This is a genomic window from Geomicrobium sediminis, assembly GCF_016908595.1.
GTDB lineage: Bacteria > Bacillota > Bacilli > Bacillales > Marinococcaceae > Geomicrobium_A > Geomicrobium_A sediminis.
Genome location: NZ_JAFBEC010000021.1, coordinates 18562 through 35326, shown reverse-complemented (window position 1 = coordinate 35326; position 16765 = coordinate 18562). Strand labels below are relative to the sequence as shown.

General features: G+C 42.8%; 19 protein-coding genes and 1 riboswitch. Of the genes, 8 read left to right on the top strand and 11 right to left on the bottom strand.

All coding sequences use genetic code 11. The features are described 5' to 3' along the window. Window positions 1-137 precede the first annotated feature (137 nt). The 7 genes from JOD17_RS20250 to JOD17_RS20220 all read right to left on the bottom strand — a co-directional run bounded on the left by JOD17_RS20250 (window position 138) and on the right by JOD17_RS20220 (window position 6872). Window positions 138-1502, bottom strand: a complete 1365-nt coding sequence (locus JOD17_RS20250; RefSeq protein ID WP_204699766.1) for a trans-sulfuration enzyme family protein — start codon at window positions 1500-1502, stop codon at window positions 138-140. 18 nt (window positions 1503-1520) lie between these two features. Further along, window positions 1521-1985: an Lrp/AsnC family transcriptional regulator gene (locus JOD17_RS20245; protein ID WP_204699765.1), complete on the bottom strand. Its 465-nt coding sequence runs from the start codon at window positions 1983-1985 to the stop codon at window positions 1521-1523. A gap of 178 nt (window positions 1986-2163) precedes the next feature. Continuing rightward, window positions 2164-3120 (bottom strand): peptidoglycan-binding domain-containing protein, encoded by a 957-nt coding sequence (locus JOD17_RS20240; RefSeq protein WP_204699764.1) that lies wholly within the window; start codon window positions 3118-3120, stop codon window positions 2164-2166. A gap of 360 nt (window positions 3121-3480) precedes the next feature. Continuing rightward, the gene (gene phnE, locus JOD17_RS20235; RefSeq protein WP_204699763.1) at window positions 3481-4278 is read right to left on the bottom strand and encodes a phosphonate ABC transporter, permease protein PhnE; all 798 of its coding nucleotides are present in this window, start codon (window positions 4276-4278) and stop codon (window positions 3481-3483) included. Further along, window positions 4278-5081, bottom strand: a complete 804-nt coding sequence (phnE, locus tag JOD17_RS20230) for a phosphonate ABC transporter, permease protein PhnE (RefSeq protein WP_238554315.1) — start codon at window positions 5079-5081, stop codon at window positions 4278-4280. The genes phnE (JOD17_RS20235) and phnE (JOD17_RS20230) overlap by 1 nt, the downstream gene beginning before the upstream one ends. Then, window positions 5078-5899, bottom strand: a complete 822-nt coding sequence (gene phnC, locus JOD17_RS20225) for a phosphonate ABC transporter ATP-binding protein (RefSeq protein ID WP_204699762.1) — start codon at window positions 5897-5899, stop codon at window positions 5078-5080. The genes phnE (JOD17_RS20230) and phnC overlap by 4 nt, the downstream gene beginning before the upstream one ends. Window positions 5900-5981: 82 nt before the next feature. Beyond that, window positions 5982-6872, bottom strand: coding sequence for a phosphate/phosphite/phosphonate ABC transporter substrate-binding protein (locus JOD17_RS20220; protein ID WP_204699761.1), 891 nt, complete (start codon window positions 6870-6872; stop codon window positions 5982-5984). Window positions 6873-7068: 196 nt separating this feature from the next. Between JOD17_RS20220 and JOD17_RS20215 the strand changes: the two genes are divergently transcribed. From JOD17_RS20215 to JOD17_RS20205, 3 genes are all read left to right on the top strand, one after another. Beyond that, window positions 7069-7908 (top strand): HAD family hydrolase, encoded by an 840-nt coding sequence (locus tag JOD17_RS20215; protein ID WP_204699760.1) that lies wholly within the window; start codon window positions 7069-7071, stop codon window positions 7906-7908. Window positions 7909-7981: 73 nt separating this feature from the next. Continuing rightward, on the top strand, window positions 7982-8686 hold the full coding sequence (locus JOD17_RS20210; protein WP_204699759.1) for a helix-turn-helix domain-containing protein: 705 nt from the start codon (window positions 7982-7984) through the stop codon (window positions 8684-8686). Next, window positions 8683-9123, top strand: coding sequence for a GNAT family N-acetyltransferase (locus tag JOD17_RS20205; RefSeq protein WP_204699758.1), 441 nt, complete (start codon window positions 8683-8685; stop codon window positions 9121-9123). The genes JOD17_RS20210 and JOD17_RS20205 overlap by 4 nt, the downstream gene beginning before the upstream one ends. Before the next feature lie 98 nt (window positions 9124-9221). Here the strand turns inward: JOD17_RS20205 and JOD17_RS20200 are convergent, their stop codons facing one another. Then, on the bottom strand, window positions 9222-11114 hold the full coding sequence (locus tag JOD17_RS20200) for a bifunctional 2',3'-cyclic-nucleotide 2'-phosphodiesterase/3'-nucleotidase (RefSeq protein ID WP_204699757.1): 1893 nt from the start codon (window positions 11112-11114) through the stop codon (window positions 9222-9224). Window positions 11115-11314: 200 nt separating this feature from the next. On the opposite strand from JOD17_RS20200, the gene JOD17_RS20195 reads away from it, so the two are divergent. The 3 genes from JOD17_RS20195 (at window position 11315) to JOD17_RS20185 (ending at window position 13149) form a co-directional block, all read left to right on the top strand. After that, the gene (locus JOD17_RS20195; RefSeq protein ID WP_204699756.1) at window positions 11315-11467 is read left to right on the top strand and encodes a hypothetical protein; all 153 of its coding nucleotides are present in this window, start codon (window positions 11315-11317) and stop codon (window positions 11465-11467) included. 72 nt (window positions 11468-11539) lie between these two features. Continuing rightward, the gene (locus JOD17_RS20190) at window positions 11540-11698 is read left to right on the top strand and encodes a hypothetical protein (protein WP_204699755.1); all 159 of its coding nucleotides are present in this window, start codon (window positions 11540-11542) and stop codon (window positions 11696-11698) included. Window positions 11699-11819: 121 nt separating this feature from the next. Next, window positions 11820-11922: riboswitch (SAM riboswitch) on the top strand. Between the two features lie 123 nt (window positions 11923-12045). Further along, window positions 12046-13149 carry a 5-methyltetrahydropteroyltriglutamate--homocysteine S-methyltransferase gene (locus JOD17_RS20185; RefSeq protein WP_204699754.1) on the top strand — a complete coding sequence of 368 codons (1104 nt, stop codon included), beginning with the start codon at window positions 12046-12048 and terminating at the stop codon, window positions 13147-13149. An 18-nt stretch (window positions 13150-13167) separates the two neighbouring features. Here the strand turns inward: JOD17_RS20185 and JOD17_RS20180 are convergent, their stop codons facing one another. Continuing rightward, window positions 13168-14079 carry a LysR family transcriptional regulator gene (locus JOD17_RS20180; protein ID WP_042416134.1) on the bottom strand — a complete coding sequence of 304 codons (912 nt, stop codon included), beginning with the start codon at window positions 14077-14079 and terminating at the stop codon, window positions 13168-13170. A 175-nt stretch (window positions 14080-14254) separates the two neighbouring features. Between JOD17_RS20180 and JOD17_RS20175 the strand changes: the two genes are divergently transcribed. Continuing rightward, window positions 14255-14827, top strand: a complete 573-nt coding sequence (locus JOD17_RS20175) for a hypothetical protein (protein WP_204699753.1) — start codon at window positions 14255-14257, stop codon at window positions 14825-14827. Here JOD17_RS20175 and JOD17_RS20170 read toward each other — a convergent pair. Beyond that, on the bottom strand, window positions 14824-15417 hold the full coding sequence (locus JOD17_RS20170; protein WP_204699752.1) for a hypothetical protein: 594 nt from the start codon (window positions 15415-15417) through the stop codon (window positions 14824-14826). The two genes, JOD17_RS20175 and JOD17_RS20170, sit on opposite strands and share 4 nt — an antisense overlap. Window positions 15418-15568: 151 nt before the next feature. Here JOD17_RS20170 and JOD17_RS20165 point away from each other — a divergent pair, with 151 nt between their 5' ends. Next, the gene (locus JOD17_RS20165; RefSeq protein ID WP_204699751.1) at window positions 15569-16090 is read left to right on the top strand and encodes a hypothetical protein; all 522 of its coding nucleotides are present in this window, start codon (window positions 15569-15571) and stop codon (window positions 16088-16090) included. Here JOD17_RS20165 and JOD17_RS20160 read toward each other — a convergent pair. Then, a complete protein-coding gene (locus JOD17_RS20160) occupies window positions 16042-16701 on the bottom strand; it encodes a type 1 glutamine amidotransferase domain-containing protein (protein ID WP_042359271.1) in 660 nt (219 codons plus the stop codon). The genes JOD17_RS20165 and JOD17_RS20160 overlap by 49 nt on opposite strands. Window positions 16702-16765: the final 64 nt, after the last annotated feature.

Genomic DNA, 16765 nt, shown 5'->3' with positions numbered 1-16765 from the left:
TACTTTTCACCAAAAAAATCGTCATTGGAACCAATTCAAAGACCATAAGAGAAAGCCTTGGTTCACAGAACCAAGGCTTTCTCGACAATCTGACCAGTTACAAAGAGTAACTGGTTTTTACTACAGTCGAAAGCTGCTTATTGAAGTGCTTGCTCCAAATCGGTCATAAGATCATCAGGATGTTCCATGCCGATGGATAAGCGGATCAAGTTCGCTGGAATCGATGCAAGCGAGCGACCTGTTTCTCCTTGTTGTTGATGAGTAGAAATTGAAGGAATAACAGCAACGGATTTGTGGCGTCCAAGGTCCGTTGCCCGCCAAATGAGCGAGAGTCGATCAAGTGTGTCCCTTGTTGCTTGAGCACCACTTGCCACTGTAAAACTAATTAGATGCCCATAACGATTTGATTGTTCAGGATGATCGACCAGTTGCATGTAGCGTTTTGCTGTCGTATGGCCTGCGTTTGATGGGAGACCAGGATAATAAACGGCTTCTACTGATGGGATGCTTTCTAATTGCTTGGCAACGGTTAATGCGTTTTTACTCATTGCATCTACGCGTGTCCGAAGTGTGCGAATGTCGTTAAGTAGAAAATGAGCACTCATCGGAGATAATGCTGGTCCGTGATCGCGCATTGGCCAAAGCTTTAAATACCCTGTAAAGTTTGCCTTTAAGTCGTCATTGTTAAGCTTCGTCGTAATGTGGTTCTTAGCAATAATTGCACCAGCAATTGCTGAACCACTGCCTCCGATCGCTTTACTTAACGAGTGGATGACAATATCAGCACCGTGACGAAGGGGACGCATGAGCGCAGGTGTAGCAATCGTTGCATCGACAATTAAAGGAAGATTGTGGTGATGTGCAAGTGCTGATAAACCTTCAAGATCTACAACCGTTAAGCTTGGGTTCGAGGGCATTTCTACATAGAGAAAGCGCGTATGTTCATCAATCGAATGTTCCCAATGAGAAAGGTCAGATGAATCTTCAATCCAACGCACATCGATATTACGCTCTTTGTGGTAACGCTCGTTAAATAGCATAAACGTACCGCCATAGCACTTAGCATCTGCAATAAAGTTCACTCCCGGCACGGGATCTTCTAAAAAGGGCTGAGTTGCCATGAAGATTGCAGACATCCCCGAACTAGTTACCGTTGAATTCGTTTCGCCATCATAACCGTAGCCTTCTAAAAGGGATAACGTCTCTTCTAAATAGTGAAGCGAAGGGTTATGAATACGTGTATATCCCCACGCGGGAGTAGCGTAAGATAATGCCGCCTCAAGATGGTCGGAGTTCTCGAAATGTTGAGCAGGAGAGAGGACGAGAGGCTCCATCGTGCTTCCGTAATTCGAAGAAGCTTCTTCGAGGCTGTACATACCGTGGGCAGCAATCGTGTCAAAGCGTTTTTTACGCATTTTCTCCCGGTATTGCTGTTCAGCTTGTTGCTTTTGTCGTCCAATTTCAATGTAGTGTTGCATGCCTGTCTTTACTTGTTGGCTCATTTGAAATCCCCCTACGAATTAGAGTGGTAGTGCAGTCGTTTGCTTTACTTCACCATATGAAACGGTCGTTTGAATTCTCGTCACACTAGGCAAAGAGCTCAAGTGTTCAACGATAAAATGCTTTAGATCATTCGTGTTTTTTAGTACGACTTTAAGGATATAATCGTATTCTCCGGTAACATGGTGGCATTCTAATACTTCTGGAAGGCAAGTGACGTTATGTTGGAATTGAGTAATATCGTCTCGTTGATGTGCATTCATTGCGATGTAGATAAAGCAGAGTAAATCATAACCTAATGCTTGTCGGTCAATCGTTGTTTCATAGCTTAGGATAATTCCTTCACTCTCTAGCCTCTTACGGCGTGTGTGAGTGGCAGATGGCGACAAATTAATTCGCTTTGCTAGATCAACATTTGCAATTTGTGCATTTTCTTGGAGTGCTTTTAATAATTGTCGATCTGTACTGTCAATTAATTTTACCATGATCTCACCCCTGAACATTATTTATTCTAAATAATAGGAAAAATAACGTGATTCATTCTGTTAATCTAAGTATAATCGAAGAATCTTCTAAAGCGATGAAAAAAAGAGATGGATTTCGGAAATTATTCGAACGCAAAAAACCTCCGATGCACGGGACATCGGAGGTTGTGTTATAGAATTAGTCCAAGACTGTTACTTCAACATTTTGGCGACCAAAGTTAAGTGCTTCTTCAGTTGTTGCCATGTGAAGGTCGATCTTGTTTCCAGTAATCGCGCCACCAGTGTCTCCGGCAATTGCTTCACCGTATCCTTCAACATAAACTGTTGAACCGAGTGGAATAACATTAGGATCTACTGCGACTACGTTTGCATTGCGATCGTTACGAAGGTCAATTCCTGTTGCAGTAATTCCTGAACAACCTTCGCAATCAGCCGTGTAAGCTGTTGCTTCCATTGTCATTGTCGTGCCTTCAGGTGACTCATTCGAAGAACTAGCTGATTCTGATGAACTGCTTTCAGTTGATTCAGTTGGTTCTGTGGATTCAGAAGCTACAGTTTCTTCAGATTGTGTTTCTTCAGCAGGTTCTTCTTCTTTAGCTACTGGTTCTTCTTCGCTGCGATTGTTGTTTGCAACGGGTGCGTCATTGTACATTAACTGACCGAAAGTGTCAGGGCCAGCGATTCCGTCAACGCTAATACCTGCTGCAGATTGGAAATCACGTACGGCTTCTTCAGTGCGTGGACCAAAGATTCCATCTACATATACTGGGTCAAACCCTTTGTTTTGTAGTTTTGATTGAAGGTCTTCAACGAGTTCGCCTTCATCTTCTAATGATAGAGCAGCAAGTGCTCCAAGTGTTTGTGTGCCAGCGATGCCGTCACTTAGTAGGTTGAAGTCAGACTGGTATGCTTGAACCGCATCTGTAGTTGTGCTGTCATACTCCCCTGTAACTTCTGATTCATTTAAATAGCCTTTATCGATTAACGTTTCTTGTAGTAGTTCTACGTCTGAGCTGTTCTCTAGGTCTGTGTTGAAATCACTAGCATCTGCAGCTGTAGGTGCTGTAATGAAAGCAAATCCCGCAGCGAATGCTGTGAAACCGAGGCTATAAGCAATCTTTCTAATAGATTTCATTGTTACCCTCCTAGTGGTTGTTAGTAGTTATCTCAATCCACAAGTTGCATCTTAACAACAGAATCGGAGGGGTACAAGGGTTATTCTGCTATTTAATCGTTTTGAAATCTCATTGTAACCTGTTTCCGTCATTATCCAACTTTTATTACATATTTACATAGATTTCGTGTCGAATTACCGTCACTTTACCATAGTGTAAATAACTTACATGGATAAAAAAGGTTTTAGTTTGTGTTTAGGCGGGTAAAAGATTAAGTTATTAGATTGAAAGTTTCATTGATTCATTGATGAACTCATCATTTACTTGATGTTCGTACGAATAAAAAACCTAAGAAGAGTATTCTTCTTAGGTTCAGGAAGTTAAACGATGCGTTTTCGGATGTTACGACTGAGAATGTCTACGAGCGTGACGACGACGATAATGATGAGCAACATCATACCGACTTGTTCCCATTCTCTTGAACGTGATGCAATGATTAACGGGGCACCGAGTCCTCCGGCACCGACCATTCCTAGTACCGTTGCAGATCGTAAATCAATTTCATAACGATATAACGCATAGCTCATAAATTCAGGTAACACTTGCGGTAGAACACCGTACCAAATGACTTGGATTTTACCAGCACCACTCGCTCGTAATGCTTCTAGTGGCTTCTGATCGATTGATTCAATGACTTCTGAATAAAGCTTCCCGAGCATCCCGACGGAGTTGATCGTAATCGCAAGGACACCAGCTAGTGGCCCAATACCGACAGCAGATACGAAGATGATGGCAAAGAGCAACTCTGGGAATGACCGGATTCCGTTTAAGACGCCTTTTCCTCCAATTGAACCTCTTTTTGCGATATTTCTAGACGCAAAGAATGCGAATGGGATGGCTAAAATGGAGCCTGCGAGTACACCTGCGTAAGCAATGGCAACGGTCTCCATCATCATCATAAACAATTCAGGAATACGCTCAATTGCCGCCGCATCGGTAAACGGACCTAAAATGAGGCGCTGTAACATCGTAGACGCTTGTTCCCAGCGAAATGCTGACTCAAGATCAAGGTTTGTAAAAGCGACCGAGTAAGCAATAATGATAAAAGCAACAATACCGCCGAGCTTAACCCAATACATTGGTGGCTTTTTTGGCTTCGTGATTTCGATTTCTCTCATTAGACGATCCTCTCTCTCAAGCGAATGCTCACCATATCAATCAACGTAACAACAACAAACGTCATAATGATAATGAGAGAAACATTCCCGTAGTTAAAGAAGTTCAGCTGTTGATTGAGTATGAGACCGACACCACCAGCGCCGACAAAACCAAGAACGACTGAAGCTCGTACGTTAATTTCTAATACATATAAGCTGTAAGATATGTAATGAGGCAACACTTGTGGCATAACGCCGTACCAAATAACTTGGAGCGTATTTCCACCCGTGGAGCGAATCGCTTCAAGCGGATCAGGATCTATGGATTCAATCGTCTCACTAATAAGTTTCGCAAGAATACCTACACTAAAGAAGAATAGCGCATACACACCAGCCATTGCCCCGAGTCCAACGAGACCGACAAATATTACTGCAAGAACGAGATCAGGAATGGTACGCAACACGTTCATAAAAAAACGAACAGCATTGTAAAGAATAGAGCTCGGGTTCACGTTCGATGCAGATAAAAAGGCAATCGGTAAACAGAAGATGACCGATAGCGTCGTTGCAAGCAGTGCAATGTTCCACGTTTCAAGTAGACTTGAAGCAACTGTGTCATAATAGCCCCAATTTGGTGGGATTAAGTTTCCGAAAACAAAATTAATAATCTGTGGTAATCCGTTAATGATTCGGTCAGGTGCAGCATTTGTTAAATAAGCGGCTGCAATGTAGAGACCAGCTACTACGGCGAGAATGGATAAAATGTTTAATTTAGAACGACGAGGTAAGATTGGAATTTTGTCCATTTTCGGTGCAGGCGTCAAGCGGAATCACCTTCTTTATGACTAGCTGTTTCGTTTTCAGTCGTTTCCTCGTCTTGTTCACTCATTTTGTCGTCTTCTTTAATTGGACGACCGTAAATGTCTTCGAACGTTTTTTCAGTAACTTCTGATGCAGGACCATCAAAAACGACTTCGCCATTACGCATGCCAATAATACGATCTGCATATTCCATCGCCATATCAATAAAGTGTAAGTTGACGATCATCGTAATGTTGTCTTCACGATTAATTTTCCTTAAGTCTTTCATAACGATATGTGATGTTGGAGGATCAAGACTGGCAACGGGTTCATCCGCAAGGAATACTTTCGTCTTCTGAGTGAGTGCGCGTGCAATACTTACCCGTTGTTGTTGACCACCCGACAGTTGATCCGCTCTCGAATAAGCTTTCTCCGCAATTCCTACTCGGTCTAGACTACGAAGGGCGAGTTGTTTGTCTTCATGCTTAAATAAGCCAAAAATACTTCGTGCCGTACTCGTTCGTCCGAGCGCTCCAGAAAGCACGTTGCGTAAGACGGACATGCGTCGCACAAGATTGTAGCTTTGGAAGATCATACCGATGTCGGTACGCATTTTGCGGAGATCACGTTCGTTAAATGCAAGTGAGTTCTTCCCGTCTACCATTAATTCACCAGATGTTGGTTTAACGAGTTGATTAATGCTGCGAATAAGCGTTGATTTTCCGGCGCCAGAAAGACCAACAACCACGATCATTTCGCCTTGTTCGATTTTTAGATTGACGTTTTTGAGTCCTTGGTGTCCGTTAGGATAGGTTAAAGAAACGTCTTTAAATTCGATCATTTGCGTTTCTCCTACTTTCTATTAAAAGATTGATTCTAAAAAAAGGGAGAGCTTGCGCACTCCCTTTTGTGTGTTCCTATCATTAGTCTAATGAAACATCTTCTTGGAAACGCTCATACGTATCACGAACAACTTCGTAATCCGCAGAGTCTGCTTCTGCAATGCCTGTCCAGTTATAGATGCTGTCAAGGACCTCTAACATTTCATCATCATCATTAAAGCTTAAGAAGGCTTCAATGACTTGGTTTTTCAAATCTTCATCAAGTCCAGGACGAGCTGAAATTGTATCGTTAGGAATTGGTTGTGTATAACCGATTACTTTGATGTCATCTTTAATGTCTGGATAATCATCTTCAAGATTATCACGCGCATCATCAAATGAGGTGGAGAAGTCTGCATCTCCGTCAAGGACTGCCATCAAAGCAGTATCATGTGCACCGACTTGAGAATGTTGGAACTGTGAGTTAAGATCTTCAACGCCAGCATCCATTAATTCGTTCGCTGGGAACAAGAATCCGGCAGCAGATGACGTATCGCCATATGCCCAAACGAGGCCTTCGGAGTTCACTAAGTCTTCGATACTGTCAATCTCATCGTTGTCAGCACGAACGTTGAATTGTGCTAAGTATTCATAATCTCCAAAACGTTCGGATTTTAATAACACTTCAACATCGTGTAGTTGTTCTGCTTGAACAAATCCAAGTGGTGGTAAGAATCCTATGTCGACTTGGTCGTTCCCCATAGCCTCGACTAAACCAACATAGTTCGTAACAACTTCTGCTTGAACCTCCATACCAAGTTCTTCTGATAAGCGATCTGCTAATGGTTGGACAGTATCTGCCAACTCATCGGCATCTTGTGATGGAACAAACCCCATAGAAAGCGTGTCAGGCGAGTCACTTGCCCCTGTTCCGCACGCTGCTAAAATCGTAGTCATGAGCACTGCTGTACTTGCAATGGTAAATTTTCTCATAATGACGATTTCCCCCTCCCGTAATATGTAAGATTTACCAACATGATTGGTAATAACCCCCACTATTCTACCACAATATTTCATGTTTTTTATATTGAATTGTTTAAATCTAGAGCAAATTAACAATTTACATAGGAAAAATTGACGATATCAACAAAATCCTTTACTTTATAATCAAAGCATAGGAGGGGACAACATGGAGACAAACCTTTTTAAAGAAAGTGAACTGATTATATTTGATCTTGATGGAACATTATATGAAGATACTGATCATTTCGATTACTATGCCAAGACGTTATCAGAGGAAGTCATCGAAGAGCACAAGCTGTCGTTTTTTAGCGACTATGAACTTATGAAAAAAGGAAATCACGCAGTTTCAATTGGAAAGGCTTATGATGTGCAAAACGATTGGGTTTTAGAGGTCGACCCTTTTACAGGAAACATTGAGCGTGTCGTAACATGGGAAGGGGAGAAAGTGGCAGACTCCACTTGGAGAGAGATTCACGAAGGGCCAGTAGAGTACGATTTCGACCAGGTCATTGCAATCGGTGATGGGTGGTGGCTCCCAAATGTAGCGGCGAGACATTACGGTGTGAAAGATCCTCAGCCGGCATATCATAAAACGAAAGAGTTTATGGCAACGGATGCGTTTACATTATCGGTCATCGAAGGACTTCGTGAAGGATTATTATCATTGAAAGAGAAGAAATCAATTGTTTTACTTACGAACAGTACAGATGACGATGTAGAGCGTTTGCTCAAGCTTCTTCATTTAGAAGGTGTGTTTCACGAAGTCGTTACGAATGCGATGAAGCCACAGGAGACGAGGGCGCACTTTATCTCGATTATGAAAAGGTACAATGTGACTACTGAACAGACGCTAAGCATTGGGGACAATTATTTAAACGAAATTATTCCTGCGAAGGCAGAAGGAATGAAGGCAATTTATATTGATCTAGATAATGGTGCTGTCGCTTATGGCGATCGTAAAGTAACGAGTGTTAGTGAATTAATTGAAGAAATGAAAGAAGTCTAATACGCTTTGATTGAATGGTAGGCATGAGAGCTTCGCTCACTGTAACGTAATGAGAGAATGAGGAGGATTGGTTTTGGGAGCAGACAATCAATCGATGATTTGTGAGAGGCGAACGTATCGGAAAGAACCGTACACACATCGTCATGCGTATGCGCAAATTTTATTTCCATTACAAGGCTCTATGGAAATTGAGACGGTAAATGGGAAACAGACGTTGAAGGATAAGAGCATTGTACTACTCCCTCAGAATTTGGAACATTCGTTTTACTGCAAGAGCTATAACGAATTTCTAGTCGTCGATCTTCCAAAGTTGTACGTTGATACGAAAGACTTGCGAAGTGAGCGAAGGTTTCAGAAAGATCAATCCTGGCACGCGATTCGTCAGCTACTACTCGAGAATACAAATCAAGCAAAAGGCCACTTACTTCCTCACCTTGTTGCTATAATGAAAGAAAAAGTATCTACCCATGAATACGCATCAATTGCTCATATTCATGAACAGTTTTCGTCACCGATCACAGTAGATAGTTTGGCGTCCATAGAGCATTTCCATCCTGTCTATTATGTAGAATGGTTTAAGCAGAAAACGGGGAAAACGCCTCGGGTCTACTTGGAAGATTACCGAATTGAACGGGCGAAGGAGTTATTAATTGAGACGAATTATTCCATTGCTCAAATAGGAAAGCAAGTCGGGTATACGTACTGCTCAACGTTTAGCAGAACGTTCTTGAAAGTGACTGGAGTAACTCCTACATCGTATCGGAGGATAAAGCGATGAAACTAAATGTGTTGCCGATGAGTAAACGAGAGGCGTCCATTATTACGAGTTGGACATATGAACCTCCGTACTCTTTATACAGTTTGAGTGAGAGTAAAGAGCAACAAGATGAATTGCTTAACGGTAACTACTATGTTGTTGTAACAGCAGAAGATGATGTGTTTGGTTTCTATTGCTATGGTGAAAGTGCAAAAGTACCGGGTGGAAAGCGAGAAGGGTGTTACGACGATCAACGCCCAATCGATATTGGCTTAGGTATGAATCCGGTATACACAGGGCAAGGGTATGGACTTCAGTTTTTTGAACTCGGACTTAGTGTAGGTGAAGAAATGTATGCGCCAGAATTCTTTCGGTTAAGCGTTGCGAGGTGGAATCAACGAGCCGTTACTCTCTACAGGAAGTTTGGATTTAACACTGAAATGACATTCATGAACTAACGGCGAAACGGACGTTGAATTTCTACTCATGACAAACAAAGGGGACAGTCCCCCACTGCGTTAATTCTGTGCAGTGGTGGGGGACTGTCCCCTTTTATTTAGTTGAAGCTAAATGTTGCGCCGTCTCCGTCTTCTTCGATAAATTCAATACGTTCGTGATCGTCACTTGCGTCTTGTGCTTCTAAAGCAGTTTCGAAAATGACTTCTCCAGCAGATTCAAATGGCGTGATCTGCCAGTTGTTGCTACGTTCAACGTTCAAGGCACCGTCATGATTCACGATGTAGTCAATAATGACTTGACGATTCTCGTCCGTCGTCTCAAGGACAGTTTCTACTGAACTATCAAGATGGTCCTCGCCACCAGCACGGTAGTTGTTCGTCGCGACGTAGAAACGATCATCGCTCGTTACGTCTTCACCTTCATGTTGTAGATCAACGATTCGCTCGCCTTCATCTTGCGTGACATCAATTTCGTAGGTCACGTTTTCGATGACGTCAAAATTATAGCTTGCAAAGTCATCATTAATTAATGCTTGCTCATTGCTGTCATCTGGATCAATTTGATTGAAGTTAAGGGCTGAGTATTCTAACCAGTTCTTCAGTTGATCGCCGTCCACTTCAACGACGTGCAATGTGTTCGGGAAGACGTAAACGTCATTCATGTCACGAATGGCAACGTCACCTTCTTCAACATACGTAAAGTCACCACCGCGTCCTGCTCTAAACGGGGCAGCAGCTGATAGAAGGGGAACGTCTTCTTCAAGTTCACCACTTGCTTGCATTTGTTCCATATAATCGAGTTGCGCGTCATTAATTAACTGTACAACTTCATTGTCTTCAACACGTGCGAAGAATGTATGGATATCGTCAGTAATCTCGCCAACGGGGCTATTTACGTAGCTTACCGTCGCTTCGTGAGCATCCATGACGAGGTTTTCAAGCCCCTCGTGTGATGGTTGATCTTCAGTGCTTTGAATTTCAGAATTCGCTGAAACGATATTCCATTCTCCGTCCGTATTCTCTAATTCAAAAGCTAACACGCCGAGGTGGCTTCCCCAAGAGCCTGGCATCATTGCTGGTACCCCGTGGATTGTTCCTGCATCCACATCCACACCATCTACTCCTTCATAATCTTCGCTTGGGAAGTGGTTATGTTGGTGCCCAAGTAACATTCCGTCCACGCCATCAACTTCAGCAATGGATAGTGCGGCATTTTCACTCATACGTTCGCCATCATTAATGCCTGTATGAGCAAGTGCAATGACAAGATCTGCACCTTCTTCTTGAAGTTGTGGCACAAATTTCTCAGCGGCATCTGCAATTTCTAACGTCTCGACTTCACCTTCAAGGTGTGCAGCGTCCCAACTCATAATTTGTGGTGGAACGAACCCGATAAAGCCTACATTAAGCACTTCACCGTCTACTTCTTGTTCTACAATGGTGTACGGCTCATAGACAGGCGTCTCAGTGCCAGGCTCAACAACGTTGGCAGATAACCACGGGAAATCTGCATCTTCCATCGTCTCATCAAGGAAATCGAGGCCGAAGTTAAATTCATGATTTCCAAGCGCAGCTGCGTCGTATCCCATCTCATTCATCGCATCCATCACGATGTGAGACTCATCATCTGCAAGTGGTTCAATTTGGGCAGGCATATCGCCTAAAATACTACCTTGAATCGTATCTCCGTTATCCGCAAGCATATGATTTGGATACTCTTCACGAAGTTCTTCGAGAAGAGAGTATACTTTCGTTAATCCAATTGTTGAATCTTCTTCATCGTTCATATAATCATAAGGCAAAAGGTGAGCATGAATATCAGTCGTTCCAAACACAGCAAATGTACTTGTTGAATCGCTTTCATTTGTTTCGTTATTCGTTTCCTCATCGACTGGATCTGCCGATTGTTCCTCATCATCCCCACAGGCTGCTAGCATCCCAACGAGTAAGGTGCTCCCCATAAAAATGGAAAATCTTTTTGTTTTTCCCATAAAATCCCCTCCTGATTTCACCCATTATGGTAGCAACGTTCGTCTGATTGAACAATAACTGGGAGGACGATCAAGAGGATTGCACTACGATGGCTAAGCGAAAAGAATGAGTTGTAGTCAAATAATTGGCGCAAAAGGTTATGTCTATAGCGTTTCGTTGTTATAATTTAATGAACTAAGTTTCGATGAGGTGTTTTTGATTGAGTAGAATAAGACATTTATTAAAACAAGTCGGGCTCGATGTTGCTCACGGTGTTGGCGCTGTCTTCTATGGCATGTTTATTTTTACAGTAGTCATCCTGATCGCAATCGCCATTCTGGCTTTAGTCAGGTATGGAATCAATCTACTATAAGTTCATGGAATACAATGCAGCTTAGACGTTAAAGCTGAATTGTAACGATGAGTGCAACAAGGAGGTAAGAAGATGTCTGATCAACATAAAGTAAAATCAGAAGAGTTATCTGGTAAGAAGATTCGGTCTGAAGAAATGGTCACAAAAAAAGATAAAGAGAACGTAAAATCAGAAGAACTTGTAACCTATAATCGTGATAAAAAGCAAAAAGAACGTGAAAACGATGAATGACCGGCAATACCTACTGACGAAACAATTACATTGAAATAATATTCAATAAAAATATACTTTTCTGTTGACAATCATTTTGTGGATGTTAGTATTAGATTTAATAAATTCAATGAATTCATTTTTCTTATCTAGAGAGGTGGAGGGACTGGCCCTTTGAAACCTCGGCAGCGGACTTTTTAAGTACTGTGCCAATTCCAGTAGTAGCGATACTACAAAGATGAGAAGAGTCGGATGAATGGCAACCATTTACCCCCTCTTCTTATTACAAGAAGAGGGGGTTTTGTTCGTAACGATTGTTGATTGATCGCTTAAAACTAGGAGACTACACACATAGAGGAGAGATTATCATGACAAAAACAGCAACGCACGCACCATTCAAAGCAGATCACGTAGGAAGCCTATTACGTCCGGAACGAATTCACATTGCGAGAAAAGATTTTCAAGCAGGTAACATTACCGCTGAAGAGTTATACAACATTGAAACCGAAGAGATTACTCGAGTGGTTGATAAGCAAATTGAAGTGGGTCTAGAAGCTGTTACAGATGGAGAGTTCCGCCGTCGTTTTTGGCATACAGATTTTCTTGAGCACTTAAACGGAATCGAAGGTTACGTGCCTGACCATGGTTTCCAATTCAAAGGCGAGGAAACAGAGCGTTATGATGTAAGAGTGATTGGTAAGATTTCATTTAACGAAGATCACCCGCACGTAAAAGAATTTATTCAGTTCAAAGAAATTGTCGGAGATCGTGCAGTTGCAAAGCAAACGATTCCGAGTCCGAATCAATTGTTTAATGCGGGAATTCGTAATCTAGACATTTATCCAGACCTAGACACGTACACAGAAGACATCGTTCAAACGTACCGCGATGCCATTCAAGCATTTTATAATGCGGGTTGTCGTTATTTGCAACTCGATGATGTGTATATCGCTGGACTTAATTCAGATGACATTCCGTTTAATGATAGTGGTTATTCAAGAGAAGACTTAATTGAACACGCATTAAAAGTAGCAAATGCAGTGCTTGAAAACAAACCAGAAGACTTAGTGATTACGACGCACTTATGCCGTGGAAACTATCGTTCAAAGTGGGCTTTTAAAGGAAGCTACGCAAAGATTGCACCCACATTGTTTGCCAAAGAAAATGTGGACGGCTTCTTCTTAGAATACGACGATGATCGTTCTGGTGACTTCGGTCCACTCGATCACATTCCGAGTGATGGTCCACAAGTGGTACTCGGTTTATTCACATCAAAGCATGGGGAACTTGAAGATAAAGAGACGATTAAAGAACGTATTGAAGAAGCGAAACAACACGTTTCTGCAGAGCAAATTTGTCTAAGCCCTCAATGTGGCTTTGCATCGACTCATCACGGTAACATCTTAACGGAAGAAGAGCAGTGGGAGAAACTTCGTTATATTGTTGAACTATCTAAAGAGCTAACAAACTAACACGAACCACAAAAGAAGCTAGGAGCCCCTAGCTTCTTTTTGTGCGGTTGAATAATATGAGCTAGCCTCTTCAATGAACGTTCGTGCAGCAAAGGGTAAGTACGAATCTTTACGCCAAATCATGACGAGCTCTAAGTGGAGCGGATTGTCTTCTAGTGGAACATAAGAAAGTACATGGGATTGCATCGTTTTTGCGATATGTTCAGGAAGTAAGGCAATCCCGAGCTTCGCTTCAACCATTTGTAGCATAAAATCTTTCTGAGAACTCTCACATACAGCGTTTGGAAAAAAACCTTGTCGTAAACACTCTTCAATAATTGAGCGATGCAATGAAAAGTCATTGCGATAAAGAATAAAGTGTTCTTCTTCAAGTGCTTTCAAAGGAATGTGTTCATTTAACGATAATGGGTGGTCGTGGTGCATGACCGCTACAAGGGGGTCATGAAGAATTTGCTTGCATTCAAAATCTTCCCCTTGCAAAGGAACATTGCAAATGAACCCAACATCAAGTGAACCTTCAGTAATTCCTTTTTTTATCGCAATGCTTCCAACCTCACTTAAGCGTAAGTCGATGAGCGGGAAGTCTTCGATGAATGAACTAATGAGAGAAGAGACGAAAGCGGCTCCAATAATCGGCGGCAGTCCAATTCGGATTTGGCCTTTTTTTATGTCTGCAAGATCGGTCACTCCTGCTTGCAAATTTTGAAAAGCATCAATGACGTTTTGGGCATTCTTTAACACCGCTTCTCCAGCATCGGTTAGTTCGAGTTTTTTTGAAGAACGATAGAATAACGGTACGTCAAACTCTCGCTCAAGTTGCTTAATTGTTTTACTTAGAGAAGGTTGAGATACGTGTAAGGTGCGGGCTGCTTTCGTGAAGCTTGAATGCTTCGCGACTTCAATGAAGTAAGTTAAATGTCGAATATCCATATCTGTCCACCTTTTTAATCGTACTATCCTTGGTAATTTCGATTTATAGTGAACGATTCCCTGCTAATGAATTGAAAGCGAAAGGAATGTTACGACAAAAGTAGCGATCATTCGATAAAGGAACTGAGCGAAATGAAGGAGAATCTATCGGTATAGACGAGAGGAGCGTGCTGTGATGGCGATTAACGACCTTAAGATGATCGGAACATTTTCTGAGCTCTCTGCCGATCAACTACACGTATCCATTTACAAAAGCCTAGATAAAGTAGCAAAACGTCAAGCGATGCTCACTCAGTTTAGTCATTACATCGTTGAGAACATGAAGTTTTACCATCCTTGTTGGCTCGTTGCATTTAAGAGAACGTGCGAAAGGGGATTGTTTCCTCCGAAAGCGGAGCGTGTGTATGCATTTATTGATGCGGTGTCGGGATACCGCACTGAAATCGATGCATTCCCTTCTCTTACTGACAATGTTGATCATTCAGTCCCCATCGTAGAAGCGGTTATTCAAAATGAGCGAATTCTACGACCCTATATGGTTGATCTAGAAAATTATTGGAACCGCCAATATGTAGGGAAACGGCCGAGTTATGACCGAGAGGAGATTATTCTTGCTTATGAGCCTATGATTCTTGTTTCCCTTAGGATCGGTGAGTTTCATCGCTCTATTGTCTTGGATGGTGTAACTGGAGAGACGCGAGAAGAGCGCGCCTTGAAGTGGGATCAAGATGATTACCACAAGTTTTAGGTGTGCTCAGGTTCCCGGTGATCGTCGCGCTCACGTTCATCGCGGTCGCGGTTTTCAATCGTCTCTTCTTGCTCTTCTGTACGTTCTGTATGCTCTTCTTTTTGTCGTTCATCGGAAGTGTACCAACGATCGTGTCGGAACAAGTCCCATATTGCCCGGCCGTTCGTCGGTTGACCGTCTGGCATGTAGACCGGTAAGGCATCAAAAAGAACGAAATAAAAGGTATAAAATAAAAATGTATTCCATAATGTCTCACTGCCAGGCATAAGCTCGAGTCCGAGTAATACGTTTACGATGATAGCCGCGACAATGTTACTCAGCATCGGAGATGCGTAGATAAATGCATGCCAAAATTTATGATTAGGTTTAATTTCATCATAATGACACCAACTAAACATAAAGAAATACCGTCTCACTTCAATTGAAGGGAAGCGAAATAAGACAGGCCCACAGCCGATGACAATTTGCTTATTCGTAGCACCAAACATTGAAACAACTGCATAATACCCAGCCTCTCGAATGAGAGACACAATCGGTAAAATAATAAAAGCTGACATAAGTAAACGAAGAAAATCTAAGAAGTCAAACAAAGTCGACACCGCCAATAGTTTAGTTACATACGTATCATGATTACCCGATGGACAGTGAATTAAAACAGCTTGCTTCTTAAGATATAAGATTTGTGTAGCAAGGCGGGGCGGTCGTGTAGCAAGGCGAGGTGGTCGTGGTGCAAGGCAAGGTGTGCGTGGAGCAAGGCAAGGCGATCGTGGTGCAAGACAAGGGGTGCGTGTAGCAAGGCGAGGTGGTCGTGGTGCAAGGCAAGGGGTTCGTGTAGCAAGGCGGGGCGGTCGTGGAGCAAGGCAAGGTGTTCGTGTAGCAAGGCGGGGCGGTCGTGGTGCAAGGCAAGGTGTGCGTGGAGCAAGACAAGGGGTGCGTGGAGCAAGGCAAGGCGATCGTGGTGCAAGACAGGGGGTGCGTGTAGCAAGGCGAGGTGGTCGTGGTGCAAGACAAGGGGTGCGTGGAGCAAGACAAGGGGTGCGTGTAGCAAGGCGAGGCGACCGTGGTGCAAGACAAGTAGGGCGCGGGGCACACAAACAAGATCGCCACGGAATACTAGGGAACTTCGAAATCCATGTTGCAGATACATCACATCGGCTATCCTTTTCCTCTCACAAAAAAACTCTCCAAAGTGGAACTTTGGAGAGTTTTTTGCTCTATTTCAACGCCTCGATAAATTCTTGCGCTACTTTAATTGAAGACTGAGGGTTTTGTCCTGTGACGAGCAAGCCATCACGTTGCACGTGCTCTGCCCAATCGTTTGCGGCGCTAAATTTGGCGCCTTTTTCTCGTAGGGTCTCTTCTAGCATGAACGGCACTTGATTCTCAAGCTCAACGCCACGTTCTTCTGAATCAGTAAAGCTTGTGACGTATTTGTCCTGGACGAGTGGAGTTCCGTCCTTCTTCGTTGCGTTTACGAGTCCAGCGGGACCGTGGCAAACGGCAGCGATTGGCTTCTTCTGTTCTTCGAATGTTTGTAATAAGCTCTTTAGCTGTTCGTCGTCTGGGAAGTCGAACATCGTACCGTGTCCACCTGGTAGGAAGATTCCGCTATAATTGTTCGGATTAATTTCTTCGAGTGGTACCGTTTTGGTGAGTTGGTCCGCAATTTCTTTCCAATCTGTTGGAATGCCTTCTTTTCCGAGGCTGTTTTGGTCAATTGGAGATTCCGTGCCTTTCGGGCTAGCAACGGTAATTTCATAACCGTTTTCTCTTAGAATCTCATAAGGCTCGGCAAACTCTGAGAGCCATATACCTGCAAGGTGACCGTTGTCCATTGTATGTCCATTCGTTACGACCATTAAAATGTTTGTCATTGTAAGCACGCTCCTTGTTCACTCGTTCTACTAATACAATGTTCCCGCTGACCTCTCATTTAAA

Excerpts from the sequence above, each read along its gene's own strand:
- JOD17_RS20250 (WP_204699766.1), bottom strand. The coding sequence starts at position 1,502 with ATGAGCCAACAAGTAAAGACAGGCATGCAACACTACATTGAAATTGGA.
- JOD17_RS20245 (WP_204699765.1), bottom strand. The coding sequence starts at position 1,985 with ATGGTAAAATTAATTGACAGTACAGATCGACAATTATTAAAAGCACTC.
- JOD17_RS20240 (WP_204699764.1), bottom strand. The coding sequence starts at position 3,120 with ATGAAATCTATTAGAAAGATTGCTTATAGCCTCGGTTTCACAGCATTC.
- phnE (WP_204699763.1), bottom strand. The coding sequence starts at position 4,278 with ATGAGAGAAATCGAAATCACGAAGCCAAAAAAGCCACCAATGTATTGG.
- phnC (WP_204699762.1), bottom strand. The coding sequence starts at position 5,899 with ATGATCGAATTTAAAGACGTTTCTTTAACCTATCCTAACGGACACCAA.
- JOD17_RS20220 (WP_204699761.1), bottom strand. The coding sequence starts at position 6,872 with ATGAGAAAATTTACCATTGCAAGTACAGCAGTGCTCATGACTACGATT.
- JOD17_RS20215 (WP_204699760.1), top strand. The coding sequence starts at position 7,069 with ATGGAGACAAACCTTTTTAAAGAAAGTGAACTGATTATATTTGATCTT.
- JOD17_RS20205 (WP_204699758.1), top strand. The coding sequence starts at position 8,683 with ATGAAACTAAATGTGTTGCCGATGAGTAAACGAGAGGCGTCCATTATT.
- JOD17_RS20200 (WP_204699757.1), bottom strand. The coding sequence starts at position 11,114 with ATGGGAAAAACAAAAAGATTTTCCATTTTTATGGGGAGCACCTTACTC.
- JOD17_RS20190 (WP_204699755.1), top strand. The coding sequence starts at position 11,540 with ATGTCTGATCAACATAAAGTAAAATCAGAAGAGTTATCTGGTAAGAAG.
- JOD17_RS20185 (WP_204699754.1), top strand. The coding sequence starts at position 12,046 with ATGACAAAAACAGCAACGCACGCACCATTCAAAGCAGATCACGTAGGA.
- JOD17_RS20180 (WP_042416134.1), bottom strand. The coding sequence starts at position 14,079 with ATGGATATTCGACATTTAACTTACTTCATTGAAGTCGCGAAGCATTCA.
- JOD17_RS20175 (WP_204699753.1), top strand. The coding sequence starts at position 14,255 with ATGGCGATTAACGACCTTAAGATGATCGGAACATTTTCTGAGCTCTCT.
- JOD17_RS20160 (WP_042359271.1), bottom strand. The coding sequence starts at position 16,701 with ATGACAAACATTTTAATGGTCGTAACGAATGGACATACAATGGACAAC.